Consider the following 24,638-nt stretch of genomic DNA (forward strand, 5'->3'; position numbering starts at 1 on the left):
CGCCTAACTTGGCGCACATGACGCCGCAGGACATCACCAAGCTGATCGTCCGGACTTCGATGAAGGATCGGGCCGCGTTCGATCTGCTCTACCGGCAGACCAGCGCGAAACTTTTCGGCGTGTGCCTTCGTGTATTGAACGACCGGGGAGATGCTGAAGAAGCGCTGCAGGAAGTCTTCGTGAAGATCTGGACGAAGGCGGATCGTTTTGCCGTCTCCGATCTGAGCCCGATCTCCTGGCTGGTGGCAATCGCCCGCAACCACGCGATCGATCGCGTCAGGGCGCGGCGCAAGCCTGCCGCCGATATCGATGCCGCGCTCGACGTGGCCGATCCGGCAGCGGGACCTGAAGCGATGGTGGTGGCGGGCGACGAATCCGTACGCATCCATCATTGTCTCGAGGAGCTGGAGAAGGACCGGGCGGCGGCCGTCCGGGGCGCTTATCTCAAGGGCGAAAGCTATGCCGAACTGGCGGAGCGCCACGGCGTGCCGCTGAACACGATGCGTACCTGGCTGCGCCGCAGCCTGATGAAACTGAGAGAATGTCTGGAAAGATGACACTGGCAGAGGACAACGGACCGGAACGCGGAGGCGACGACCTGCTCGCCGCCGAACACGTTCTCGGCGTTCTGCCGGTGGAAGAGCGGCAGATCGCGTCCAGGCGCATCGAAACCGAGACCGATTTCGCGCGGCTCGTCGATGGCTGGGAGGTTCGCCTGTCGCCACTGGCATCAGCCTATGCCGAGGTCGAGCCGCCGGCTTCGGTGAAGGCGGTTATAGACCGCCGGCTGTTCGCATCGACCGCGTCCCCGCCGGCCGAGGCGCGCGCCGGCTTGTGGTCCAGCCTCGCCTTCTGGCGCGGCCTTGCCGTCGCGGCTGTTGCTGCTCTGGCGCTCTATATCGCCGTGCCCTATGTCAATCGGCCGGCCGAACAGCCGCAGGCGCGGCTTGTTGCCTCGCTGGCGGCCGACGGCAGCGATGTAAAATATCTCGCCGTCTATGATTCCGAGCGGCATGACGTCAGCCTTTCGCACGTTTCCGGCACGCTCGCTTCCGGCAAGGACTTCGAACTTTGGATGATCGAGGGCAAGAACGCTCCGGTCTCGATGGGCGTCATCCCGGCCGGCGCGACCGCGCATATCGGGGTCTCGCCCGCCACGCAGCAGAAGCTGGCGCAGGGTGCGGTGCTGGCCGTCAGCCTGGAACCGGCCGGCGGCTCGCCGACGGGACAACCGACCGGACCGGTGGTTGCCGCTGGCGACCTGAAGGGCATCTGACCTGCTGCATCTCGCAGCGAATCCGTTTCCGGAATTTCCCAAATATATCTTATGTAACACCTGCCTAAAATAGGTGTGCGTGCCGGTAAGAAGGTGCGCCATAAAATCTCTTTGCCCGAGCGAAAAATTCAAAAATCCAAAAATATTCTGAAACTCGCGCGTTTGTGTTGCGTATCTCCTCGCGTCCCCAACAATGGGAAGAGAAAACCGAGGAGTTCGAACATCATGCGTAGATACGCCACCCTTTTGCTTGCCGGTACGATCGCTGTTTCCGCGCTTGCCACCGCCGCCTATGCCGAAAACCCAATGGTCGGCGGCGCCGCCATGTATGCCCAGAAGAACATCGTCGAGAACGCCGTCAATTCGAAGGACCACACCACGCTGGTCGCCGCCGTCAAGGCGGCCGGCCTGGTCGACACGCTGCAGGGCGCCGGTCCGTTCACCGTCTTCGCGCCGACCAACGAGGCATTCGCGGCACTGCCGGCCGGCACGGTCGACACGCTGCTCAAGCCCGAGAACAAGGACAAGCTGACGAAGGTCCTGACCTGCCATGTCATCGGCGCCAAGGCGATGGCGGCGGATGTGGCCTCGATGGCCAAGGCCGACGGCGGCACGCACAAGGTCAAGACGGTCGGCGGCTGCGAGCTTTCCCTGAAGGCCGAGGGCGGCAAGGTCACCGTTACCGACGAGAACGGCAATGTCGCCAATGTGACGATCGCCGATGTCGAGCAGTCCAACGGCGTCATCCACGTCATCGACAAGGTTCTTTTGCCGAAGATGTAACAAGGGGCCAGCCGCGGACGAACCTGCGGCAAGAGCTCTCCGCCGATTGCGTCGTCCCGCTCCCCTGATCCGCAATCGACACGCACGCTCCGCGCCGCCCACAGCCAACTGTGGAACGGCGCGGAGTGTCGTTTGGGGGCAACCGTCACCGGCTTTTGATTTTGGCGTGGCGGTATAGTTTGGCAAAAGGAACAACCGGAGGAATGGTCATGAACCGTCGCGACTTTCTTTTGAGCGGTGCCGCCGCCCTTGGCGTCGTCGGGGCCGCCGCAACCATGCTGCGCATGGGCGCTCCGCAGCCCGCGCTGGCGGCCGAAAAATTCGAGATCACCAAGACGGATGACGAGTGGAAAGCCATCCTGTCGCCTGCCGCCTTCGACGTGCTGCGCAAGCAAGGCACGGAATATCCGGGCACCAGCCCGCTGCTCAACGAGCACCGCAAGGGTATCTTCGCCTGTGCCGGCTGCGACCTGCCGGTCTACCCCTCTGAGACGAAATTCGATTCCGGCACCGGCTGGCCGAGCTTCTGGCAGGAGATCGCCAACGGCGTCGGCAAGACCGAGGACAGGTCGCTCGGCATGACCCGCACCGAGGTGCATTGCCGCCGCTGCGGCGGCCATCTCGGCCACGTCTTCGACGACGGTCCGGCGCCGACCGGCCTGCGCCACTGCATCAACGGCGTGGCGCTGACCTTCAAGCCGGCCACGGCCTGACGAAATTCGACCGGAAACGAAAAACTCCGGGTCTTGCGGCCCGGAGTTTTTTGCGCGGTCAGAGCTTTTCGGGCGTGGACTGGAGGAGCTTCCCGAAACCGCTGCCCACGTCTGTGTTTCTGTCTTGACGCAATTCCTGTGGGAAAACCGCTTCACACTTATCCTGGAATTGCTTAGTGCCCGCCACCTCCGCCACCACCGGGCGCGGCCGGCTTGTTGATCAGCATCGTGAACAGGCCGAGCGTCGCGAACAGCACCGTCAGCATGTAGAACACGTCCATGAAGGACAGCAGCGCCGCCTGCTGCTGGACCATGCCCGACAGCTTGGAGATCGCCGCGCTGGCCGCATCCAGGCCAGTGGTCTGTTCGAAGTTCAGCGTCATGTTCTGCAGCTTGGTCTGCGCGGCGGCACTGCCCCACTGCACATGCTCTGCGAGCCTCGCATAGTGGAAGGCGTTGCGGTCGATCAGCACGGTGTTGATGAGGGCAAGGCCGACAGCGCCGCCGAGGTTGCGGGTGAGGTTGAACAGGCCGGAGGCGTTCTTCAGCCGGTCGGGCGGCAAGGTGCCGAGCGCGATGTTGTTGATCGGCACCATGCACAGCATCATCGAACAGCCGCGCAGGATCTGCGGGATGAGCAGTTCGTAGAAATCCCAGTCGGCGGTCAGATGCGTCATCCACCAGGTGCCGGTGGCGAAGCCGAAGAAGCCGATCATCATCATCAGCCGCAAGTCCATCTTGCTCGACAGGATGCCGGAGATCGGCGCGGTGACGAACATCGCCAGGCCGCTGACGAACAGCGCCTCGCCGATCATCATCGAATCATAGCCGCGGATACGGCCGAGGAAGACCGGATAGAGATAGGTCAGGCCGTAGAGGCCGATGCCGATGACGAAGGAAAACAGCGAGCCGAAGGCAAAGTTGACGTTGCTGAAGGCCCGGAGGTCGACGATCGGCTCCTCGGCGGTGAAGACACGCCAGAAGAAGATCACCGCGCCGACGCTCATGACAATGGCGCAGATGAACACGCCCTGGTCCTGCAGCCAGTCATTGTTCGGACCCTCTTCCAGCACGTATTCCATACAGCCGAGGAAGGCCGCCATTCCGGCGAGGCCCCACCAGTCGAACTTGTTGAACAGCTTGAGATTGGGCTTGTCGAAATCGATCAGCGCCCAGGCGGCGCTCGCCACCAGGATGCCGGGCACGACATTGACCAGGAACAGCCAGTGCCATGAAAAGGCGTGGCTGATATAGCCGCCGACGGTCGGGCCGATGGTCGGCGCCAGCGTCGCCACCAGGCCGATCATCGGCGAGACGACGGCGCGCTTGGAAGGCGGGAAGATGGTGAAGGCCGCGGCAAAGACGCTCGGGATCATGCCGCCGCCGATGAAGCCCTGCACGGCGCGGTAGACGATCATCTGGTCGATGTTGGTGGCGGTCGCGGCAAGCGCGCTGGCCGCGGTGAAGCCGGCGGCGGCGATGGTGAACAGCACGCGCGTCGACAGCATGCGGCTGAGGAAGCCCGACAGCGGGATCATGACCACCTCGGCAATCAGATAGGCCGTCTGCACCCACGGAATTTCATCGGAGCTGGCGCTGAGGCCCGCCTGGATCTCGGCCAGCGAAGCCGACACGATCTGGATGTCCAGGATCGCCATGAACATGCCGAACACCATCGCCAGGAAGGCGATGACGCGGCGTGTGGAGATGGTGTCAGGGACCGCCGGTCTTGCCGGCGGCGATCCTGCGGTGATGGTAGCGGTTGCCATTTCATGGGCCTCCTTGAGGCCGGCCGGGCGGCCCAGCGCTTCATCAGCCGCCGAGCCACCCTCCGAAAGCGCTTAGTTGGTCGTCGCGGCAGGTGCGGTGCGGCTGTCAACGTTGACGACAACGCTGAGGCCAGCACGCAGCTTGCCGGTCTTCAGGGCATCGGCCGGCACGTCGATGCGGACCGGGACGCGCTGCACAACCTTGGTGAAGTTGCCGGTGGCGTTTTCCGGCGGCAGGAGCGAGAAGACCGCGCCTGAAGCCGGAGCGAGCGACGAGACGGTTCCCTGGATGGGATGGCCGTCGATGGCGTCGACCGAGATGTTGACCTTTTCGCCCGGAACCAGCCGGGCAAGCTGCGTCTCCTTGAAGTTGGCGACGATGTAGAGCTTGTCCAACGGCACGACGACGGCGAGCTTCTGGCCGGGGCTGACAAGATCGCCCTGCTCGACCGAGCGGTTGCCGACGACGCCGTCATAAGGCGCCTTGAGCACGGTGAAGGACAGGTCGCGCGCGGCCTTGTCGCGGCTGAGCTGCAGCGAAGCGAGCGTGCTCGCCGACTCGGCGCGCTGCGCCTCGAACACGCCGATATTGGCCTGTGCAGCGGCGATCTGCGCATCGGCGCCAACCAACGCGGCATTCGCCTGGTCGAGCGCAGTCTGGGCATCGTCCAGTTGCGCCTGCGTGCCGACATGCGTCTTGACCAGTTGCGCGGCGCGCTGCTGGGCACGGGCGGCGTTGTCGGCCGCGGCCCGATCGGCGACCTTCTGCGCCTGCGCCTGCTGCAGGGAGGCCTGCGCCGCCTTGGTCTGCGCGTCGATGCGGTCGAGCGTCTTGGACAATGTGGCGATCTGCGCTTCGGCCTGGGCAACGGCGATCTTGTAGTCGCCATCGTCGATCGTCAGCAGCGGGTCGCCGGCCTTGACCAGCTGGTTCTCGCTGACCTTGACCTGATCGACATAGCCGGAGATCTTGGGCGAAACGAACGCCATGTCGGCCTGGACATAGGCATCGTCGGTCGAGATCATGAAACGGCCCGTGGTCCAGTAGTCATAACCGTACCAGGCGCCACCGCTCAGGAGGGCAAGGCCGATGATCGGCAACAGGAAGGAACGCACCGAGCGCTTCTTCTTGGCTGGAGCTTCGGCCGCCGGCGGCGGTGCCACGGGCAGGACGGGAATCTCCGGTGCTTCCGTCGCCGGAGCGACCTTGGCGTTGGGGAAGGGGCGGACTTCGGCTGTGTTGGGCGCGTTCGAGGACATGACATCTCTCTAAAGTAATAATACTGAACCGTTCGGTTCGATCCGGCCGTTGACATAGCGTGAAAAGAGGACCATATCAAGGGGCAATCGAACCGGTTGGTTCGAATTATTTTCGAGGTGTGACTTTTATGGCCGAGACAACGCCTGACGTCGAAACCGACAACTGCAACGACCTGCTGGAAAGCCTGCGCCGCGGCCGCCCGGCGGCCGGACAGGATCCGGCCAAGCGCAGCCAGATCATCGACGGCGCCCGCCGAGTCTTCATAGACAAGGGCTTCGAGGCCGCCTCGATGAACGACATCACGCGCGAGGCCGGCGTTTCGAAGGGCACCATCTATGTCTACTTCGCCAACAAGGAAGAGCTGTTCGAAGCGCTGATCGAGGAAGAGCGCGGCACCATCTTCAAGAATATGTACGACATGCTCGACCGCGCCGACGATCTGCGCCAGACCCTGGTGAAGTTCGGCAAGGTGCTGTCGATGAAGATCACCTCGGCCAGGGTCATCCAGGCGCAACGCACGGTGATCGGCGCCTCCGACAGGATCCCCGACATGGGCGCGCGGTTTTATGAACGCGGCCCCAAACGCGGCCATGACAAGGTGGTGGAGTTTCTCAATGCCGCCATCGAACGCGGCCTGCTCAAGATCGACGATGTCGATCTTGCCGCCTACCAGTTTACCGAACTGTGCCTGGCCGGCCTCTTCCGGCAGTGCATCTTCGCCTACCGCACCAAGGCTCCGAGCGACGAAGAGATCGACCACATCGTCAGGTCGGGCGTCGGCATGTTCCTGAAGAACTATGGCACCGAACGGCTCGCGGAGGAAGAAAGCCACCAGATGATTGCGCTGGAGGCAAAGGCCTAGAGCGTTTCACCGTTTCATGGAAACGGCGAACCACTCTGACTCTTAGTTTGACGCAATTCCCAAGGGAAAACCGCTCACACTTTTCCTGGAATTGCTCTAGCCGCCATTGGCGGCAAGCACGATGGCGGCCTGCAATTCCTCCAGCCCCTCGCCCTTTTCCGATGACGTCGCCAGGACGAACGGAAACGCCGCCGGCCGTTTCTTGATCTTTTGCAGCGTCTCCTCGATCAGCCGCGGCACGCCGGCGACCTTGATCTTGTCGGTCTTGGTCAGCACGATCTGGTAGGACACCGCCGCCTTGTCGAGCAGCGACAGCACCTCGTCGTCCTTGGCCTTGATGCCATGGCGGGCGTCGATCAGCACATAGACCCGCTTCAGCGTGACCCGGCCCTTGAGATAGTCGAAGACCAGCTTGGTCCACTCGTCGACTTTCTCCTTGGGCGCGGTGGCGTAGCCGTAGCCCGGCATGTCGACCAGCGCCATCGGCGGCAGGTCAGCGCCCTCGCCGGAAAATCCGTCCGGCACGAAATAATTCAATTCCTGCGTGCGCCCCGGCGTGTTGGAGGTGCGCGCCAGCCCCTTCTGGTTGACCAGGGCGTTGATCAGCGACGATTTGCCGACATTGGAGCGGCCGGCAAAGGCGATTTCCGGCGGCCCTTCCGGCGGCAGGAACTTCATGGCCGGCACGCCGCGGATGAAGATCCACCCGCGCGTGAACAGGTCGGTGGTGATCACAGTGCTGTTCAGAGCGTTCAAGCTGCTGCCTCCAGAAGAGAGATATCGGCGCCCCTGATGGCATCGAGGTTGCGGCCGATCATGTCCACGGGCCAATGCCACCATGCCAGTGCCAGCAACCGCCTGATCGTCCTGTCGTCGAAACGCATCTTCACCACCTTGGCGGCGTTGCCGGCGACAATGGCATAGGGCGGCACATCATGCGTCACCACGGATTTGGCGGCGATGATGGCGCCATGGCCGATTTCCACGCCGGGCAGGATAACCGCCTCCATGCCGATCCAGACATCGCTGCCGACTACCGTGTCGCCGCGCACCTCCTTCGACCATGTCGCCGGGTCAAAGCCTTTTTCCCAGCCATGGCCGAAAATGTTGAACGGATAGGTGGAAAAGCCGGACATTGCGTGGTTGGCGCCGTTCATGATGAAGCGCGCGCCTTCGGCGATGGCGCAGAACTTGCCGATGATGAGCTTGTCGCCGATGAAGGGATAGTGGTGCAGCACGCATTTCTGCGCGAATTTGTCCGGTCCGTCCGGGTCGTCATAATAGGTGAAGTCGCCGATCTCGATGTTCGGCTCCGTCACCAGCGGCTTCAGGAAGCCGACGCGCGTGTGCATCGGGATCGGGTGCTTGATGTCGGGGTTGGGTCCGTCCATGTCGGGTCTTCCGGGAATTGGCAGACAGGCGCATCCGAACCGGAGGCGCCTGGTCAAAATAACGTGATCCGCCCTATAGCACCAATCGGCCGGGGTGCGAGTCTTCCGTGCGTGCCAGGCTCATTTGTCGCCGCGGCAGATCACGATCGGATTGGACAGCGCGCTGTCGAAACCGCTGCCCTGGTAGACGGTGACGTTGGCCGCACCTGGCGGCAGCAGGAACGTGCCTTCGACGACCTTCTGGTCGCCCGCCATGGTGTGGAGAGCCCAGCTAAACGTGCAGAATTGCGGCGGTGCCGCGGGTTCGACGTGGCTGCAGTTCAGCTGCGCGCCACCCAGCATGGCGGCGCCGCCGCAGCTCACCGCCTCCTTTGCAACCGCGATGCCGGGACACCCGACGAGAGCCGTCACGGCTGCGATCCTAATCCAGTTCATCGTCGAAATCCTTGCCGGAAAAATTCGCGCCGCAGGGGCGCCTCTTCCGTGTCGTGGCCCATGCGATTTTTGGCCAACGCGGCTTAGTCCGTCTTGCACGCGCCGTCCAGCGGGATTATGTGCATGATGATAATAAGCATGCTCACGAAAACTTGTCCGTAGATCCCGATCTCTTCCCATGTCCTCCTCGCCCCATATCAGCTTCGTGCTGCACAACGTCGCGCGCCTGCTTCGAACGCGGTTCGAGCAGCGTTTGCGGGCGTCGGCGCTGAGCCGTCCCCAATCGCAGGTGCTGGCCTGGCTGCCTTACCTGGCCCCGCTGGTCCGCCGGCTGCTCGAGATCATGCGCGGCAACGGCCGGAGAACGCGAGACGAGGCCTTCGCCGGCCCTTCTCCTGAAGAAACACGGCAGCATCGGCTGCAAACCCCAAACTTTATCGAATCCAATCTGCTCGCGGCTCGCACCCAGCCAGCCGGCGACCGGGAGAAAGTCCATGGCTGAATCAACATCCCCCAAGAAGCCTGCCGAAAACGACCCCGCCACGGGTCGCCCCGGCGACCAGATCATCCGGCTGGACAGCGAGCGCGAACAGAGGCGTGCCAATGTCGTCATCGACAATGACGAGCTGGAAGCGCCGGTTGCGCTGCAGCCGGCGGCACTCGAGGCGCCGACCAAGGAGCCGCAGCCGCAGCCGGCTCCTATCGCCGTTGCCCCTCCCCCTGCTGCCCCGGCCAAGCCGAAGCGCAGTCTGAAGCGGCCGGTGCTGTTTGCCTTGCTTCCCATCGCGCTCGCCGTAGGCGGCTATTACTACGTGACCGGCGGCCAGGTGATGACGACCGACAATGCCTACATCCAGGCCCAGTCGCTCGGTGTGTCCACCGACGTCTCCGGCACCGTGCAGGAGATCGACGTACACGAGAACCAGGTGGTGAAGAAGGGCGACGTGCTGTTCCGCCTGCGGCCGGCCTCCTTCGAAACCGCTCTTGCCGCCGCCCAGGCCCAGCTCGGGACGGTGCGCAACCAGGTGCTGACCCTGCAGGCGAGCTACCAGCAGTCGCTGTCGCAGATCGAACAGGCGCAAGCCGACATTCCCTATTACGAGGCCGCCTTCCAGCGGCAGCAGGACCTTCTCAAGACCTCCACCGCCTCCAAGGCGTCTTTCGATAGCGCCCAGCACGACCTCGTCGCGGCGCGCCAGAAAGTGGCCGTCGCCAAGGCGCAGGCGCAGGCCACGCTTGCCCAGCTGGGCGGCGACGCCAACCAGCCGGTGGAAAAGAACCCGTTCTACCTGCAGGCCCAGTCGGGCGTCGACGATGCGCAGCGCAACCTCGCCGATTCCGTGGTCAAGGCGCCGTTCGACGGTGTCGTCACCAATGTCGATGCGCTTCAGGTCGGCAAATATCTGCCGGCCTCGCAACCGGCCTTCAGCCTGGTTTCGTCGACGGATCTGTGGATCGAGGCGGAGCCGAAGGAAACCGAACTGACCTATGTGCGGCCGGGACAGACGGCGACGATCAGTGTCGACACCTATCCAGGCGCCGTCTGGCACGGCACGGTTGCCTCGATCAGCCCGGCCTCGTCGTCGAGCTTCTCGCTGCTGCCGGCGCAGAACACCACCGGCAACTGGGTCAAGGTCGTGCAGCGCATCCCGATGCGCGTGACGGTCGATGACACCAAGGGCAAGCCGCCGCTGCGCGGCGGCATGAGCGTGGTGGTCGACGTCGAGACCGGCCATGCGCGCGGCCTGCCGGACTTCGTCACCAACCTCATCGACCGGTTCGGACAAAAATCATGACCAGCGCGACCGCGGCAGGTGCCACACCGGTGGTCGCCAATCGCGGCGCCATCACGGCTTGCGTGATCCTGGCGGTCATCATGCAGGCGCTGGACACGACCATCGCCAATGTGGCGCTGCCCTACATACAGGGCAGCGTTTCGGCCAGCGCCGATCAGATCAATTGGGTGCTGACCTCCTATATCGTCGCGGCCGCCGTCATGACGCCGCCTTCGGGCTACCTTGCCAACCGCTTCGGCCGCAAGCGCATCCTGTTGACCTCGATCACCGGCTTCGTGGTCGCCTCGGTGCTGTGCGGCTTCGCGCAGTCGCTGCCGCAGATCGTCGGCTTCCGCCTGCTGCAGGGCCTGTTCGGCGCCGCACTGGTGCCGCTGTCGCAGAGCATCCTGCTCGACATCTACAGCGTGGAGGAGCGGGGCTCGGCGATGGCGCTGTTCGGCGTGTCGGTGATGGTCGGGCCGGTGTTGGGCCCGGTCATCGGCGGCTGGCTGACCGAGAACGTCTCCTGGCGCTGGGTGTTCTACATCAACGTGCCGATCGGAGCGCTGGCTTTCGCCGGCGTATCGCTGTTCGTGCTCGAAACCAAGCTGGACATCAAGGCAAAGCTCGACTGGCTGGGTTTCGGCATGCTCAGCATCACCATCGCGGCGCTGCAAATGTTTCTCGACCGCGGCGAGCAGCTCAACTGGTTCTCCTCATCCGAGATCATCGTCGAGGCGCTGATCTGCGCGTCGGCCTTCTACATCTTCCTCGTCCACACCTTCACCGCCAAGAACACCTTCGTGAACCCGCGGCTGTTCCTGGACCGGAATTTCGCCGTCGGCATGATCTTCATCTTCATCGTCGGCATCACCTATCTCGCCTCGCTGGCGCTGATGACACCCTATCTACAGACGCTGATGGGCTATCCGGTGGTGACGGCCGGCATCGTCATGGGTCCGCGCGGCCTTGGCACGATGGCGTGCATGTTCCTGGTCGGCAGGCTGGTCGGCAAGGTGGACACACGCTGGCTGCTGTTCATCGGCCTCGCGATCACCGCCTGGGCGATGTACGACATGACCGGCTGGACGCCCGATGTCTCGCAATGGACGATCATCAGCACCGGCTTCATCCAGGGTGCGGGGCTCGGCTTCCTGTTCGTGCCGCTGACCACCATCACCTTCGCCACGCTGGCGCCGGAACGGCGGGCGGAAGGCACCGGGCTTTACAATTTGTCGCGAAATATCGGCTCCAGCGTCGGCATCTCGGTGGTCACCGCGCTCCTGACGCAGAACGTGCAGATCAACCATGCCAACATCGCCACCTATGTGACGCCCTTCAACCAGGCATTCGGCAATCCGGCGATCGCGCAGGCGATGAACCCCTACACCGCCGCCGGTCGCGCAGCACTGGACGGCGTGGTAACGCTGCAGGCGACCGTTATCAGCTATATAGACGACTTCAAGCTGATGATGATCCTGTCGCTGGCCGCCATCCCGCTGGTACTCTTGCTGCGCAAGCCAGGCACGCCGGCCAAGGTCGACCATAGTGCCGTGATGGAATGATGCGCTGGAAGCGGTCGAAGTTCGATCGCTGAAGCCAAGCGTCTTCACGGTACGCAAAAAGAAACCGGGGCCCTGTGAGGGACTACAGGACCCCGGCCTCGCCGATAACGACTTCCCCAAGAAACTTGGCGCCTCGTCACGAGGCGGGGATGGCAGGCCAAGAAAGCCCCAACGACCTGCCACTGCCCCTTTCACCGGAAGCCGTTACTTCGGCAACAGCACCTTGTTGACGACATGGATGACGCCGTTCGACTGGTTGACGTCGGCGATGGTCACCTTCGCCTCGCCGCCGGACTCATCCATGATGAAGAGCTTGCCCTTCTTGACCTCGGCGGTGAGCGTGTCGCCCGAGACGGTCTTCATCTCGTATTTGCCGCCCATCGCCTTGGCCTGCTTCATCATCTCGGCGCCCGAGATCTTGCCAGCCACGACATGCGCGGTCAGGACCTTGGTGAGCTTGTCCTTGTTCTCGGGCTCGAGCAGCGTGTCGACCGTGCCGGCCGGCAGTGCCGCGAAGGCCTCGTTGGTCGGTGCGAAGACGGTGAACGGGCCGGCGCCCTGCAGCGTGTCCACCAGCCCGGCGGCCTTGACGGCGGCGACGAGCGTGGTGTGGTCCTTCGAATTCACGGCGTTCTCGACGATGTTCTTGGTGGTGTACATCGGCGCCCCACCGACATTGGGGTTCTTGGCGTAGGCGGGGGCGGCAATCGCCACGCCGGCGACGAGAGCGGAAATGGCGATGATCCTGAATGACGGCAAGTGCATGTGGTCTTCCTCCGGGTGAGGGCTGATCGGAATTGATAGCCTTTGGAAATGCACACGCAGTCACGCTCCGCGACCGCTCGCAGTTTCGCCGATCACGGGAACGTGAACGGATATCCACCCAAAGAAAAAGCCCGGACGAACCGGGCTTTCGCGAAGAGAAAGCTTCTATTCCGCCGGTGACGGTTTCTTTTTGAACAGGGCCATCAGATTGTCCCATAGCTCGATCTTGGCGCCCTGGCGCTTCATGATCACACCCTGCTGCAGGATCGACAGCGTGTTGTTCCAGGCCCAGTAGATGACCAGGCCGGCCGGGAAGCCCGCCATCATGAAGGTGAAGATAACAGGCATCCAGGTGAAGATCGCGGCCTGCGTCGGATCCGGCGGCGTCGGGTTCATGCGCATCTGCAGGAACATGGTGACGCCCATGATCAGCGGCCACACGCCGATCATCAGCATGTGCGGCAACGTCACCGGGATCAGACCGAACAGGTTGAACAGCGACGTCGGATCGGGCGCGGCCAGATCCTGGATCCAGCCGAAGAACGGCGCGTGCCGCATCTCGATGGTGATGTAGAGCACCTTGTAGAGCGAGAAGAAGACCGGGATCTGCAGCGCCACCGGCCAGCAGCCGGCAAGCGGATTGATCTTCTCGGTCTTGTACAGCTCCATCATCGCCTGCTGCTGCTTCATCTTGTCGTCCGCGTATTTCTCGCGGATCTCCAGCATCTTGGGCTGCACCTTCTTCATGTTCGCCATCGACGCGTAGGACTTGTTGGCGAGCGGGAAGAAGATGGCCTTGACGATAACGGTGGTGGCGAGGATCGCCAGGCCGAAATTGCCGAAGAATTTGTAGAGCGTGTCGATCAGCCAGAACATCGGCTTGGTGATGAAATAGAACCAGCCCCAGTCGATCAGCAGATTGAACTGACGAATATGACGGTCCGCCTCGTAGGCGTTGATCTTGGCGACTTCCTTGGCGCCGGCGAAGATCTCAGTCTCCACCGTCGCGGACTGGCCGGCCTCGACATTGATGGCATCGGTCAGGAAGTCGGACTGGTAGCGGTGCCGGCCGTCCTCGAAAAAGGCGTAGCGCGGCTGGAAAGGCTGCTTTTCGGTCGGCACCAGCGTGACGGCCCAGTATTTGTCGGTGATGCCGAGCCAGCCATCGGTCGACTTGCCGGGCGTAATCTGCTTGTCGGATTCGATCTTGGCGTATTTGTACTCGGCCAGGCCCTCGGTGCCGGTAACGCCGATCAGACCTTCGTGCAGCACATAGGTGCTGGCAACGGCGGGCTTGTCGTAGCGCGTGACGCGGCCGTAATTGAACAGCGAAACCGCGCTCGAGCCGGAATTCTGCACCGTGTCCGACACCGTGAACATGTAATTGGCGTCGACGGAGAAGATGCGCTTGAAGGTCAGGCCCTTGTCGTTGGTGTAGGTGAGCGTCACCGGCGTCGATGGGGTCAGCGTCGGGTTGCCCTCGACATTCCACACCGTTTCGGCACCCGGTACCGTACCCGTCTTGTCGTTGCCGACGAAGCCGATCTCGGCGAAATAGCCGGTGGGCAGCGCCTGCGGGTTGAGCAGTTCGATCTCGGGCGAATTCTTGTCGACGGTCTCGGTGTAGTGCTTGAGCTTGAGGTCGTCGAGGCGCGCGCCAGTCAGGTTGATCGAGCCCTCGAGGCTCGGCGTGTCGATCTTGACGCGCTTGGAAGCGGCCAGCGCCTGATCGCGGCCAGCAGCGGTGACGGTGTCACCGCCGGGCGCGTTGGGAATGGTGCCCGGCGCCGGAGCCGGCGTTCCAGCACCCGGATTGGCGGCCTCGGCCGCCTTCTTCTGCTCTTCCACCCGCTGCTGCTCGATCTTGGCGGCCTCGCGCTGCTGCTCCACGCGCGGGTTCATGTAGAAAACCTGCCACAAAGTCAGGATCAGCACCGACAGCGCGATGGTGATGAAGAAGTTCCGGTTGTTTTCCATCGAGAGCCTTTGGCCTATCGTGTTCCGCGAAGTCGGCGGGAGAGTTCAGCCTTCAACTGGCCGAAAGGGGCGCGCAGCGCATCGTCGCGCCCGACGATGACATAATCATTGCCGGGCACCATGTCATCTGCGGCATGGACGCGGACGGCCTCTTTAAGCCGCCGCCTGACGCGGTTGCGCACAACAGCGTTGCCGACCTTCTTGGTGACGGTGTAGCCGACGCGCGGCACCCCGCCATCGCCGCGGTCGAGGACCTCGACGAGGAAAAACCGTCCGCGTCGCTTTTCACCACGACGGACGGCCAGGAATTCCGCGCGTTTCAGAAGCCGCTTGGGATTTTGCCCCACTGGCTTGCCGGTTGCGGGCAACGATATCGTCTCGCTTAGGCGCTGAGCCGCTTGCGGCCGCGGTTGCGGCGAGCTGCGACGACTCCACGACCACCCTTGGTGGCCATGCGGGCACGGAAACCGTGCCGGCGTTTGCGGACGAGTTTGGACGGTTGGTAGGTACGCTTCATTTGTTTTAATACCGCGGGGTGCGGCCCTTCTTGATTCTGTCACTCTGTAACAGGAGCTTTGCCGGGCCGGCTTTGGCGCGATCGAAACCGCGCCGGGACGAGTGGCCCGAGCGTGAGCGGGCTTATAGAAAGAAGGGTTTTGGAAGTCAATCCGGCGTCGGCGCGGCGCGGACGCCGGCTTCATGACGGTAATTTAATGTTCCGGCCAAAGGATGAAATTGGCAAAAATGCCGTAATCGCCTAATCTTGGCCGATCAAGTGATCGTGAAGACAGAGTCGCATGAGCGAAACCAGCCAAGCGGGGGAAGGGAACGGAACGGCGCCCGCCGCCGTCCGCACGGTACCCCTGTCACGCGGCCTGTCGACGAAACTGCTGCTGCTGACCATCGTTTTCGTGCTTCTGGCCGAAGTGCTCATCTTCCTGCCCTGGATCGCCAGCTACCGGCTGAGCTGGCTCAAGGAACGGCTGAGCACGGCGGCGGCCGTGTCGATCGTGCTGGTGCAGGGCGAGTCGACCTCGCTGTCGCGCACGGCACAGAATGACGTGCTGATGGCGATCGGCGCCAAGGCGATCGCGGTGCGCGACGGCGGCGTCTCGCGGTTGCTGGTGGTGGCGGACATGCCGCCGCAGGTCGACGAGCATATCGACCTCGCCAGCGTCGGCATGATCAAAGGCATGACCGGCGCGCTCGACACGCTGTTCTTCGGCGGCGACCGGATGCTGCGCGTCTTCGGACCGGTCGGCGACAGCGACAAGGAATTCGAGCTGATCATGCCGGATTACTCGCTGCGCAAGGCCATGCTCATCTATTCGCGCAACGTCGCCTTCGTCTCGCTGCTGATCTCGCTGTTCACCGCCATGCTGGTCTATGCCGCGATCGACCTGATCATGATCGGGCCGATCCGCACGATGACGCGCTCGATGCTGTCCTTCTCCGAAGCGCCCGACGACCCTGGCCGCATCATCCATCCCGCCGCCCGCTCCGATGAGATCGGCGTTGCCGAACGCGAACTGTCGCAGATGCAGGAGCGGCTGCAAAAGATGCTCTCCGAGCAGAAACACCTTGCCGATCTCGGCCTGGCTGTCTCGAAGATCAACCACGACATGCGCAACATCCTGGCCTCGGCGCAGCTGATTTCGGACCGCCTGCGCCTGGTCAAGGACCCGACCGTGCAGGCCTTCGCGCCGAAGCTTTTGCGCGCGCTCGACCGGGCCGTCTCCTATTCCGAAGGCGTGCTTCACTATGGCCGCACGCAGGAGCCGCCGCCTTCGCGCCGCCGGGTGCGGCTGCGCCAGCTGGTCGAGGACGTGCACGGCCTGCTCGACATCGAGGAAGGCATCGAGTTCATCAACGCCGTCGAGGCGGCTTTCGAGGTGGACGCCGATTCCGACCAGCTGTTTAGGGTGCTCACCAATCTTTGCCGCAACTCGGTGCAGGCGATGGCGGCCGACACCGAGAGCGCCGTGGTGCGGCGGCTCGCCGTATCGGCCGAGCGCATGGGCAGCGTCAGCCGCATCGCCGTCACCGATACCGGCCCCGGCCTGCCGCCGAAGGCGCGCGAAAACCTGTTCGCGGCGTTCCGCGGCTCGGCGCGCAGCGGCGGCACCGGCCTTGGCCTGGCGATCGCCCATGAACTGATCAGGGCGCATGGCGGCACGGTGGAACTGGTCGAATCGATTGGCGGGCGCACCACTTTCGCCGTCACCATCCCCGACCAGCCGGTGCGGCTCGACCAGGCCCGCGGCAGCCTGCGCCGCCCGGCGTGACGGGCTCGGCGCTGCTTTCCCGAGGCTTCTGCCCTTCAAGCCTGACGCTTTCGATGACCTTCGCCGCGACTTTTCCCCACTCGGCCTGAATCAGACTGGCTTCGCGGCAGCTTCAAAGCCCTGAGATCGGGGCCGTCGTCACTGGATGACACACCCACGACAAAACTTTTGCCGGATCGGCTTGCTTTTCCCAAATTCAGTCGTTAGGGAACTGCACACATTCGCGGCCGGTCCTTGGGATCGGATCGCGGGGCCGTTGAAAACATGGCCTGATGCGCGCCCGTAGCTCAGCTGGATAGAGCACCAGACTACGAATCTGGGGGTCAGGAGTTCGAATCTCTTCGGGCGCGCCAAAAACTCATCCATGTCGTTGGGTATTCGGATCGAGTGGCCCCGTCGGAAGCCACGCGAGAGTCGATCTGTCGCACAGGTGTCACACCGAGGCGGATGATAAATCGTGGCGACGATCCGGAAACGAGGTTTCAAGCCCTCTCTGCCGGCGGCATGCAAGCGAATCGCGGTTCAGTTCCTCGGACAGACGCGCGCAAATCGGACCTTGCGCGGCAACCAGCATTCCGCCGATCACCGCGCTCATGCCAGCGAGAATCAGACCCGCTGGCACCCGGCTATATCCGCCTGAACATGTAGGTCGTCGCGTGCAGCGCCTTGCCGTCCGGGTCCCAAGCGAAGTCGGGGATCACACCAGCCACCTCGAAGCCGACGGAAGCGTATAACGGCTCCGCGGCGTCCCCGGTTCGCGTGTCGAGGGTTACGAGGGTTTTCCCCAGTTCACGCGCGCGATCCAGCGCTTCATTCATCAGGGCTCGCCCGATGCCGAGCCTGCGTGCCTGCGGATGGACGATCATCTTTGCGATCTCGCAGCGATGCGGCTGGTTGGGCGGCATGACGGTGAGAAGCTGGACGGTTCCGACGATCTCGCCGTCCCGCTCCGCGCCGAAAAGCACTCTGCGTCCTGCAGCGACCTCACGTCGAACATCGCCCGACCAGAACCGAGCCGCGTCCTCGTAGGGCATGGGCGCCATGAAGCTGATAGCCGCGCCATCGGCTACGCTGTCCGCGAGAACCCTGGAAAGCTCGCCCAGCCTTTTTTCGATGGCGAGACCGTCGAGTTCAATGATCTGCATTTCCATGTATGGCGGTTCCTTAAGCCATGGCGATAATGTAGCGGGCCGATTGTTCGCCGGTCTCAAAGGAAGAGGCGCCACGCAGCCGATAGCGCAGGCAGTCACCGGGACGCAGGTCGTGCCGAACGCCATCGACGATCAAAACAAGCGCACCTGCCAAAAGCACGAGGTGGTGTTCGTGCCCCGAAAGAGCGGGCCGATCGTAGACGATGCGCTGGTTGGGCGCGATCTCGCACTCGATCATTTCGAGCTTCAGCTGTCCGCTGGGCGGCGAAAGAGCACGACGAGTGAAGCCCTTCTCCTGATCCGACCATATGCTTTGGTCAGCGTGGTGGACAAGCGGGGGAAAGTCCGGCTCGAGCGGCGCCAGAAGCTGGGAAAGCGGCAATGCGAAAGCCGACGCCAGACGACCAAGCGTTTCCGCTGTGGGGCTGACTTCGCCATTCTCGATCCGCGACAGCGTCGCCCGACTGACCCCGCTGTTTGCCGCGAGCTCCTGAAGGGTAAGCCCACGATCTGCTCGAAGCAGACGAAGATGGTCGGCCAAGGCTTTAACGTGGCGAGACGCTGTGTCCATATGTGGGAAAATATCCCAAGTCAGGGAAATTGCAAGCGCGAGACCTGATCGTAAACATGTCTGTCGCACGGCCCCAAAGGCAGTTTCTGGGAACGCTGGAAGCGGCGGTGAATGTCTCGAGGAGGCCGGAAGCGACGCGCCAAAGCGCATAGCCGGCGGCTCGAAGCCTGGGCCATCTGCAAGAAGGAGGACCTGGAGGCGATAGCGTAGACAAGTGATCATCTTAGCCCGGTGGGCCCAACCCAAGACCGGACTTCAGCGGCGATTTCATTCGACGGGCCGCGAGCTTATACAGGAACGTAGGTCAACCTGATCACATCCTCGCCGATCCGATCGTGGGTCATAAGGCGCAGCGGTGGCCGGGGTCCGGCAAAATAGGGCTTGCCGTGCCCAAGCACGACGGGATGCAAGTAGATCCGATACTCATCGATCAGGCCAAGTTCGGTGAGGGTTTGCGCCAGGTTCGGGCCGGCAACTTCGATCTCCCCATCGCGGTCGGCCTTCAACTCTCGCATCGCGCCCTCGAGATCATCCCCGACGAGCCTGGCGTTGGGACCAACCGACTTCAACGAGCGCGAGACGACCCATTTCGGGTGGTTCCGCCACGCCGCCGCGAAGGCGCGTTCGTCCGCATTCCATTCGGGATGATCGTCGTCCCAGTACCGCATGATTTCATACATCCGGCGGCCATAGACACTGCCCGCCTGCGCCTGAGCCTCCTCGATGAAGTGGCGGAAGAGCGTGGGGCCTGGCGCAAATCCCATATGGTCGACATAGCCGTCCAGGGACTGGTTCATTCCGAACACGAGCTTGGCCATACCTCTTCCTTCCTCACCGGCACGTCCGCGCGGTTCCGATTGTGTTATGCAATCGGTTATAGGCTAGATCGACTGATTTTGGATCGCAATTGGTTTTTGGCGGGGTCGCGCTCGGCGAGGTCGAGCAAACCTACATGGCCCGGCTCAGCGAACGCGACGCCTTCTGGCGGGCGATGGAAAGCTGTCAGGTCACGCGCGTGGGTCGAGGCGTCCTCTAAAGCGCGCCGCGCCTGAACGGATTCATGCTTCGCGCTTTGGTCTCCTCAGGACGCCTTGGCGAGAAAGCTCTGGTAGTCCGACTTTGCCTGCAGCAGGCGCAGCACGTTTTCGCGTGAGCCGCGCACATGGGCGCGGGCCAGGGCGCCGGCCCGGGTGGCATCGCCGGCGCAGATCGCTTCGACGATCTCCGCATGCTCGTCGCGGGCGATCTTCCATTCGTCGAGCCACAAGAGTTCGGTCCAGACATAGTGCTGGCACTTGTCGAGGATGCCGCACAGCATGCCGTGCAGCATGGCATTGCCGCTGATCTCGGCGATGACGCGGTGCAGGTCGATGCCGACCTCCAGCTCCTGGAATTTTTCCTTTGTGGTGCGGTCCGGAATGGCGGCCAACCGCTCGCATTCGGCCAGCATGGCGCGCAGCCGCGCTTTGTCCTTGTCGGTCGCGGCGGCCGCGGCCAGTTCGGTCGCATGGCCGTCGAGCAGTTCGCGGATGGCGAAGGCCTCGCGGAACATGTTGATGTCGAACTCTGTGACGACATAGCCCTGGCGCGGCCGGCCGGTGACCAGGCCGTCGCGCTCGAGGCGGTTGAAGGCTTCCCGCACCGGCGTGCGGCTGACATTGAGTTTTGCGGCTATGTCGCTCTCGGTGACGCGCGAGCCGGGCGGAATCTGGCCGGTCACGATCATCGCCTTCAGCGACGTGTAGACCGAGTCGCGCAGTGTGTTTTTGGGTTGCTTGCTCAAAGATCCGTCCCCACCGGCAATCGATATTTGCCTATCTCTATTCGCAGTCGGCGCGATTTGCCACGCCTTGACGGCGCTGCTCACGCCCGCCTGCATCGTGCCTGTCAGCCAGGTTCGGACGGTGTTGACATCGTCGATCCCTAGGCTACACTTAAAATTGTATACAAAATCGCATGCTAAATCAAAACAAATGGGAACACCGGCTGGAGAACCGACATGAAAACCATCAATAGCCTTGGGATTGCCGCGGTCGCGGGCCTCATGGCATCGGCAGCGGCGCCCGCCTTTGCCGCCGATACGATCACCGTCGCCTCGTGGGGCGGCACCTATCAGGAGGCGCAGACCAAGGCGTTCTTCGATCCGACCGCCAAAGCGCTCGGCATCACCATCAAGCAGGACACCACCAACGGCCTCGACGATGTGCGCCTGCAGGTGACCGGCAATGCGGTGAAGTGGGACATCACCGAACTCGGCGCCGACGAATGCGCGCGCGGCTCGAAGGAAGGGCTGTTCGAGAAGCTCGATTACGGCTTGATCGACAAGAGCGGCATCAACCCGAAGCTGGTCCATGACGACTGGGTCGGCATTTCCTACACCTCCGTCGTGCTGATCTACCGGACCGATGTGTTCGGCGACAAAGGCCCCAAGACCTGGGCCGATTTCTGGAACGTGGAAAAATTCCCGGGGCGGCGCGCGCTCTCCAGCAGCCAGGCGACCGAGACGCTGAGCGTCGCCGCTCTCGCCTCCGGCCTGCCGATCGACAAGGTCTATCCAGTCGACATCGACGGCGCCTTGAAATCGGTCGACAAGATCCGCGGCCATGTCGACGCCTGGTGGACATCAGGCGCACAGGCCATGCAGCTGGTCAAGGACGGCGAGGTCGACATGGCGAGCATCTGGAACGGCCGCGCCGGCACGCTGAAGAAGGAAGGCGCACCGGTCAGCTTCTCGTTCGACCAGGGCGTGCTGACCGCCGACTGCATGGTCATCCCCAAGGGCGCCAAGAACAAGGAAGCGGCGATGAAGGCGCTGGCAATGTTCGTCAGCCCGCAATTGCAGGCCAACCTGCCGCTCTATGTCGACAATGGGCCGGTGAACGAAAAGGCCTTCGAGACCGGCAAGATCCCGCCCGAGCGGATCAAGGACATCAACTCGGCGCCCGAAAACGTCAAGAAGCAGGTGCTGCAGGATGCCGAGTTCTGGCGCGACACGCTGGTCGAGGTGACCGAGAAGTTCAACAATCTGATCCAGCAATAGCTGCCCGGCAGACACTTCACGGCAGGGCGGCGCAAGCCGCAAAGGCTGCTTCGCCCCGCCCTCCTCTTCGCCGCCCAGAGCAGTTCACCGTTTCTCCGAAACGTCGAACCACTCTATCTCTTTGTTTTTACGCAATTCCTGAGGGAAAACCGCTCCTCACTTTTCCTGGAATTGCCCTAAGGAGAAAAGAATCTTGTCCATCGCGCCATCCGCGCTGCCGATCAGCATGCGCCGGATCGAGAAACGATTTGGCAGCGTATCGGTGCTGCGCGACCTGAACCTCGATGTCGAGGCCGGCGAGTTCCTGACGCTGCTCGGGCCTTCCGGCTCCGGAAAGACGACGCTGCTGATGATCCTGGCAGGTTTCGTGCGGGCCGATGGAGGGTCGATCCGGGTCGGCGACGACGAGATCATCACCACGCCGCCGCATAGGCGCAACATCGGCATGGTGTTCCAGAACTACGCGCTGTTTCCGCATATGAACGTTTTTCACAACATCGCCTTTCCGCTGAAGCAGCGCGGCGTGGCGGCCACCGAGACCGCCGAGCGTGTCGAAAAAGCACTGGAACTGGTGAAGCTCAAGGGCCTAGGCGAACGGCGTGTCGACCAGCTTTCCGGCGGCCAGCGCCAGCGCGTGGCGCTGGCGCGCGCCATTGTCTTCGAACCGCGCATCGTGCTGATGGACGAGCCCCTGTCGGCGTTGGACAAAGGCTTGCGCGAGCATATGCAGATCGAGCTGCGCGCCCTGCACCGGCGGCTTGGCATGACGACGGTCTATGTCACGCACGACCAGCGCGAAGCCATCACCATGTCGGACCGCATCGCGGTGATGAATGCCGGACGCATCGAGCAGCTCGACAAGCCCGAGACGCTCTACGCCGCGCCGAAGACGCAATTCGTCGCCGGCTTCATCGGCGAATCGAATTTCATTCCGGTCGAATGCCGCAACGGTTCGGTCTGGTATGAGGACAGGCGCATCCAAACGGCGGGGGCGGCACCGGCCCCCGGCCAACATCTGATGGTGGTGCGGCCGGAAAAGCTGCGGCTGGTCACGGCGGCCGAACCGTCGAGCGGCATCAATGTGCTCGATGCCACGGTCGGCGACATCATCTACCAGGGCGACAGTTTCGTCTGCTACGCGGTCCTGCGCGACGGCCGCCAGCTGACTCTGCGCGACTACTGCCGCAGCGATGTGCTGGCCAGGCTGCCGGCGCCCGGCCAGCCGATCCGCCTCGGCCTCGATGCGCAGGACACCATCCTGGTGGCGGCCGAAAGATGAGCGCGCCATCCGCCCTCCTGAGAGAACCAGCCGGCGCGGGCCGGGACCTCAACGCGCAGGCGCTGCGCGCCGACGCGCGGCGCGAGTCGCTGCGGCTGCTGGCACTTTTGTCGCCCAGCCTGTTCCTCGTCTTCGCCATCATCATCGTGCCGATCGGCTGGCTGTTCTGGCTATCGCTGTTCGACGAGGCCGGCGCCTTCAGCACATCCAACTATGCGCGCTTCTTCGAGCAGGCCTCCTACATCAAGACCTTCGTCACCACCTTCAAGGTCGCCTTCATCGTCACCGGCGCCTGCGTGCTGCTGGGTTATCCCCTCGCCTACATGCTGTCGCAGCTGCCGCGCCGGGCGGCATCGATCTGCCTGATCTTCGTGATCCTGCCGTTCTGGACGTCGGTGCTGGTGCGTACCTATGCCTGGCTGGTGATCCTGCAGCGCAAGGGCCTGATCAACAGCTGGCTGATCGACCTCGGCGTGATCAGCCAGCCGCTGTCGCTCGCCAACAATCTGTCCGGCGTGGTCATCGGCATGACGCATATCCTGCTGCCGTTCCTGGTGCTGCCGCTCTACGCCTCGATGAAGACCATCGACACCGACTGCCTGCGCGCCGGCATGAATCTCGGCGCCGGTCCGGTCGCAACCTTCCGGCAGATCTTCTTTCCGCTGTCGCTGCCCGGCCTTGCTTCGGGCGTGGTCATCGTCTTCGTGCTGTGTCTCGGCTTCTTCGTCACCCCGGCGCTGATGGGCGGTGGCAAGGTGATCATGTGGGCGATGCGCATGGAGCAGACCACCAGCCTCTATTCCAACTGGGGCGCGGGTGCCGCGCTCGGCGTGGTGCTGCTGGTGGTCACGCTGGCGCTTCTCGGCCTGTTCCAATGGCTGCTTGGCGCGCGCGCCACCGGCGTGTGGAGTTCGCGATGAGCGCAGATGTCGGCCTGCCAATCTCGCATCGGCAACGCCTGTGGCTTTACGCTCTGGGCGGCCTGGTGCTGCTGTTCCTGATCGCGCCGTCGGTGATCATCGTCATCATGTCATTTTCGGATTCGACGCTGCTGCAGTTCCCGCCGCAGCAATGGTCGCTGCGCTGGTACGAAACCTATTTTCAGTCGGTGGAATGGCGTGATGCGACCATCGTCTCGGTCAAGGTGGCTGTCATGACCGTGCTGGTGGCGACACCGCTCGGCACCGCCGCCGCCTATGCGATCAACCGGGGCACGCTGCGCTTCAACGGCACCATCAATGCGCTGCTCACCGCATCGCTGATCATCCCGGTGATCCTGATCGGCATCGGCACCTTCTTCCTCTATGCCCGCATCGGTCTCAACAACACGCTGACCGGCCTGGTCATCGCGCATACGGTGCAGGCCTTGCCGCTGGTGGTGCTGACCGTGCTGTCGGGCCTGCGCTCCTACGACATGAACCAGGAGCGCGTGGCGCGCAGCCTGGGCGCCGGGCGCATCGGGGCCTTCTGGCAGGTGACGATGCCGCAGATCCGTTTCTCGATCGTCTCGGGCGGGCTGTTCGCCTTCATCACCTCCTTCGACGAAGTGGTGGTTTCACTGTTCATCTCGGGCGGCGAGACCACCACGCTGACGCGGCGCATGTTCAACGCGCTGCGCGACCAGATCGACCCGACCATCGCCGCCATCTCGACCTGCCTGATCGTGCTTTCCGTCCTGCTCCTGTCGGTGGCGCAGATCTTCGGCCGGCGGCATTGATTTCATCAGACCATGGGATACCC

27 protein-coding genes and 1 tRNA gene are annotated in these 24,638 nt (G+C 63.2%); 14 read left to right on the plus strand and 14 right to left on the minus strand.

The window, feature by feature from the left end; all coding sequences use genetic code 11:
* Positions 1-17: 17 nt before the first annotated feature.
* The 4 genes from JG747_RS03140 (at position 18) to msrB (ending at position 2,772) form a co-directional block, all read left to right on the plus strand.
* Positions 18-557, plus strand: coding sequence for a sigma-70 family RNA polymerase sigma factor (locus tag JG747_RS03140; RefSeq protein WP_202361126.1), 540 nt, complete (start codon positions 18-20; stop codon positions 555-557).
* Positions 554-1,276, plus strand: a complete 723-nt coding sequence (locus JG747_RS03145) for an anti-sigma factor (RefSeq protein WP_202362222.1) — start codon at positions 554-556, stop codon at positions 1,274-1,276. Before JG747_RS03140 ends, JG747_RS03145 begins: the two co-directional genes overlap by 4 nt.
* Before the next feature lie 225 nt (positions 1,277-1,501).
* Positions 1,502-2,059 carry a fasciclin domain-containing protein gene (locus JG747_RS03150; protein ID WP_202361127.1) on the plus strand — a complete coding sequence of 186 codons (558 nt, stop codon included), beginning with the start codon at positions 1,502-1,504 and terminating at the stop codon, positions 2,057-2,059.
* Positions 2,060-2,268: 209 nt separating this feature from the next.
* Complete coding sequence (gene msrB / locus JG747_RS03155; protein ID WP_202361128.1) at positions 2,269-2,772, plus strand: peptide-methionine (R)-S-oxide reductase MsrB; 504 nt, start codon at positions 2,269-2,271, stop codon at positions 2,770-2,772.
* A gap of 173 nt (positions 2,773-2,945) precedes the next feature.
* Here msrB and JG747_RS03160 read toward each other — a convergent pair whose 3' ends face one another.
* Together JG747_RS03160 and JG747_RS03165 are read right to left on the minus strand one after the other, a co-directional pair.
* Entirely contained in the window at positions 2,946-4,541 is a 1,596-nt protein-coding gene (locus JG747_RS03160; protein WP_069090679.1) for a DHA2 family efflux MFS transporter permease subunit, read from the minus strand.
* A gap of 72 nt (positions 4,542-4,613) precedes the next feature.
* On the minus strand, positions 4,614-5,801 hold the full coding sequence (locus JG747_RS03165; protein ID WP_202361129.1) for an HlyD family secretion protein: 1,188 nt from the start codon (positions 5,799-5,801) through the stop codon (positions 4,614-4,616).
* 128 nt (positions 5,802-5,929) lie between these two features.
* Between JG747_RS03165 and JG747_RS03170 the strand changes: the two genes are divergently transcribed.
* Positions 5,930-6,664 (plus strand): TetR/AcrR family transcriptional regulator, encoded by a 735-nt coding sequence (locus JG747_RS03170; RefSeq protein ID WP_019862434.1) that lies wholly within the window; start codon positions 5,930-5,932, stop codon positions 6,662-6,664.
* A 96-nt stretch (positions 6,665-6,760) separates the two neighbouring features.
* On the opposite strand, the gene yihA is transcribed toward JG747_RS03170, so the two are convergent.
* From yihA to JG747_RS03185, 3 genes are all read right to left on the minus strand, one after another.
* Positions 6,761-7,342, minus strand: coding sequence for a ribosome biogenesis GTP-binding protein YihA/YsxC (gene yihA / locus JG747_RS03175; RefSeq protein WP_236952371.1), 582 nt, complete (start codon positions 7,340-7,342; stop codon positions 6,761-6,763).
* 74 nt (positions 7,343-7,416) lie between these two features.
* Positions 7,417-8,055: a CatB-related O-acetyltransferase gene (locus JG747_RS03180; protein WP_202361130.1), complete on the minus strand. Its 639-nt coding sequence runs from the start codon at positions 8,053-8,055 to the stop codon at positions 7,417-7,419.
* Between the two features lie 120 nt (positions 8,056-8,175).
* Positions 8,176-8,490, minus strand: coding sequence for a hypothetical protein (locus JG747_RS03185; protein ID WP_019862430.1), 315 nt, complete (start codon positions 8,488-8,490; stop codon positions 8,176-8,178).
* 178 nt (positions 8,491-8,668) lie between these two features.
* Here JG747_RS03185 and JG747_RS03190 point away from each other — a divergent pair, with 178 nt between their 5' ends.
* The 3 genes from JG747_RS03190 to JG747_RS03200 are packed head-to-tail and all read left to right on the plus strand — an operon-like array spanning position 8,669 to position 11,830.
* On the plus strand, positions 8,669-8,992 hold the full coding sequence (locus JG747_RS03190; RefSeq protein WP_202361131.1) for a hypothetical protein: 324 nt from the start codon (positions 8,669-8,671) through the stop codon (positions 8,990-8,992).
* A complete protein-coding gene (locus JG747_RS03195; RefSeq protein WP_202361132.1) occupies positions 8,985-10,286 on the plus strand; it encodes an HlyD family secretion protein in 1,302 nt (433 codons plus the stop codon). The genes JG747_RS03190 and JG747_RS03195 overlap by 8 nt, the downstream gene beginning before the upstream one ends.
* Entirely contained in the window at positions 10,283-11,830 is a 1,548-nt protein-coding gene (locus JG747_RS03200) for a DHA2 family efflux MFS transporter permease subunit (protein ID WP_038651159.1), read from the plus strand. Before JG747_RS03195 ends, JG747_RS03200 begins: the two co-directional genes overlap by 4 nt.
* Positions 11,831-12,034: 204 nt before the next feature.
* Here the strand turns inward: JG747_RS03200 and JG747_RS03205 are convergent, their stop codons facing one another.
* The 4 genes from JG747_RS03205 to rpmH form a co-directional block, all read right to left on the minus strand.
* On the minus strand, positions 12,035-12,595 hold the full coding sequence (locus JG747_RS03205; protein ID WP_202361133.1) for a fasciclin domain-containing protein: 561 nt from the start codon (positions 12,593-12,595) through the stop codon (positions 12,035-12,037).
* Positions 12,596-12,760: 165 nt separating this feature from the next.
* Positions 12,761-14,572 carry a membrane protein insertase YidC gene (gene yidC, locus JG747_RS03210; RefSeq protein WP_019862425.1) on the minus strand — a complete coding sequence of 604 codons (1,812 nt, stop codon included), beginning with the start codon at positions 14,570-14,572 and terminating at the stop codon, positions 12,761-12,763.
* A 14-nt stretch (positions 14,573-14,586) separates the two neighbouring features.
* Positions 14,587-14,940, minus strand: a complete 354-nt coding sequence (rnpA, locus tag JG747_RS03215; RefSeq protein WP_027040889.1) for a ribonuclease P protein component — start codon at positions 14,938-14,940, stop codon at positions 14,587-14,589.
* A gap of 14 nt (positions 14,941-14,954) precedes the next feature.
* On the minus strand, positions 14,955-15,089 hold the full coding sequence (rpmH, locus tag JG747_RS03220) for a 50S ribosomal protein L34 (RefSeq protein WP_008833937.1): 135 nt from the start codon (positions 15,087-15,089) through the stop codon (positions 14,955-14,957).
* Between the two features lie 280 nt (positions 15,090-15,369).
* Here rpmH and JG747_RS03225 point away from each other — a divergent pair, with 280 nt between their 5' ends.
* Complete coding sequence (locus tag JG747_RS03225) at positions 15,370-16,857, plus strand: ATP-binding protein (RefSeq protein WP_019862423.1); 1,488 nt, start codon at positions 15,370-15,372, stop codon at positions 16,855-16,857.
* Between the two features lie 276 nt (positions 16,858-17,133).
* Positions 17,134-17,210: transfer RNA gene (locus JG747_RS03230), tRNA-Arg, on the plus strand.
* An 80-nt stretch (positions 17,211-17,290) separates the two neighbouring features.
* Here JG747_RS03230 and JG747_RS03235 read toward each other — a convergent pair.
* The 5 genes from JG747_RS03235 to JG747_RS03255 form a co-directional block, all read right to left on the minus strand.
* Positions 17,291-17,452 carry a hypothetical protein gene (locus JG747_RS03235; RefSeq protein ID WP_202361134.1) on the minus strand — a complete coding sequence of 54 codons (162 nt, stop codon included), beginning with the start codon at positions 17,450-17,452 and terminating at the stop codon, positions 17,291-17,293.
* Positions 17,453-17,483: 31 nt separating this feature from the next.
* Positions 17,484-18,008 (minus strand): GNAT family N-acetyltransferase, encoded by a 525-nt coding sequence (locus JG747_RS03240; protein ID WP_202361135.1) that lies wholly within the window; start codon positions 18,006-18,008, stop codon positions 17,484-17,486.
* A 13-nt stretch (positions 18,009-18,021) separates the two neighbouring features.
* On the minus strand, positions 18,022-18,549 hold the full coding sequence (locus JG747_RS03245; protein ID WP_342216765.1) for an XRE family transcriptional regulator: 528 nt from the start codon (positions 18,547-18,549) through the stop codon (positions 18,022-18,024).
* A gap of 317 nt (positions 18,550-18,866) precedes the next feature.
* Positions 18,867-19,397, minus strand: coding sequence for a dihydrofolate reductase family protein (locus tag JG747_RS03250; protein ID WP_202361137.1), 531 nt, complete (start codon positions 19,395-19,397; stop codon positions 18,867-18,869).
* Between the two features lie 263 nt (positions 19,398-19,660).
* Positions 19,661-20,362: a GntR family transcriptional regulator gene (locus JG747_RS03255; RefSeq protein WP_019862416.1), complete on the minus strand. Its 702-nt coding sequence runs from the start codon at positions 20,360-20,362 to the stop codon at positions 19,661-19,663.
* A 216-nt stretch (positions 20,363-20,578) separates the two neighbouring features.
* Here JG747_RS03255 and JG747_RS03260 point away from each other — a divergent pair, with 216 nt between their 5' ends.
* The 4 genes from JG747_RS03260 (at position 20,579) to JG747_RS03275 (ending at position 24,615) form a co-directional block, all read left to right on the plus strand.
* Positions 20,579-21,619: an ABC transporter substrate-binding protein gene (locus JG747_RS03260; protein WP_202361138.1), complete on the plus strand. Its 1,041-nt coding sequence runs from the start codon at positions 20,579-20,581 to the stop codon at positions 21,617-21,619.
* 193 nt (positions 21,620-21,812) lie between these two features.
* On the plus strand, positions 21,813-22,898 hold the full coding sequence (locus JG747_RS03265) for an ABC transporter ATP-binding protein (RefSeq protein ID WP_019862414.1): 1,086 nt from the start codon (positions 21,813-21,815) through the stop codon (positions 22,896-22,898).
* Positions 22,895-23,818 (plus strand): ABC transporter permease, encoded by a 924-nt coding sequence (locus tag JG747_RS03270; protein ID WP_019862413.1) that lies wholly within the window; start codon positions 22,895-22,897, stop codon positions 23,816-23,818. Before JG747_RS03265 ends, JG747_RS03270 begins: the two co-directional genes overlap by 4 nt.
* Complete coding sequence (locus JG747_RS03275; protein WP_202361139.1) at positions 23,815-24,615, plus strand: ABC transporter permease; 801 nt, start codon at positions 23,815-23,817, stop codon at positions 24,613-24,615. The genes JG747_RS03270 and JG747_RS03275 overlap by 4 nt, the downstream gene beginning before the upstream one ends.
* Positions 24,616-24,638 lie beyond the last annotated feature (23 nt).

It is taken from the genome of Mesorhizobium sp. 131-3-5 (assembly GCF_016756575.1).
Taxonomy (GTDB): domain Bacteria; phylum Pseudomonadota; class Alphaproteobacteria; order Rhizobiales; family Rhizobiaceae; genus Mesorhizobium; species Mesorhizobium jarvisii.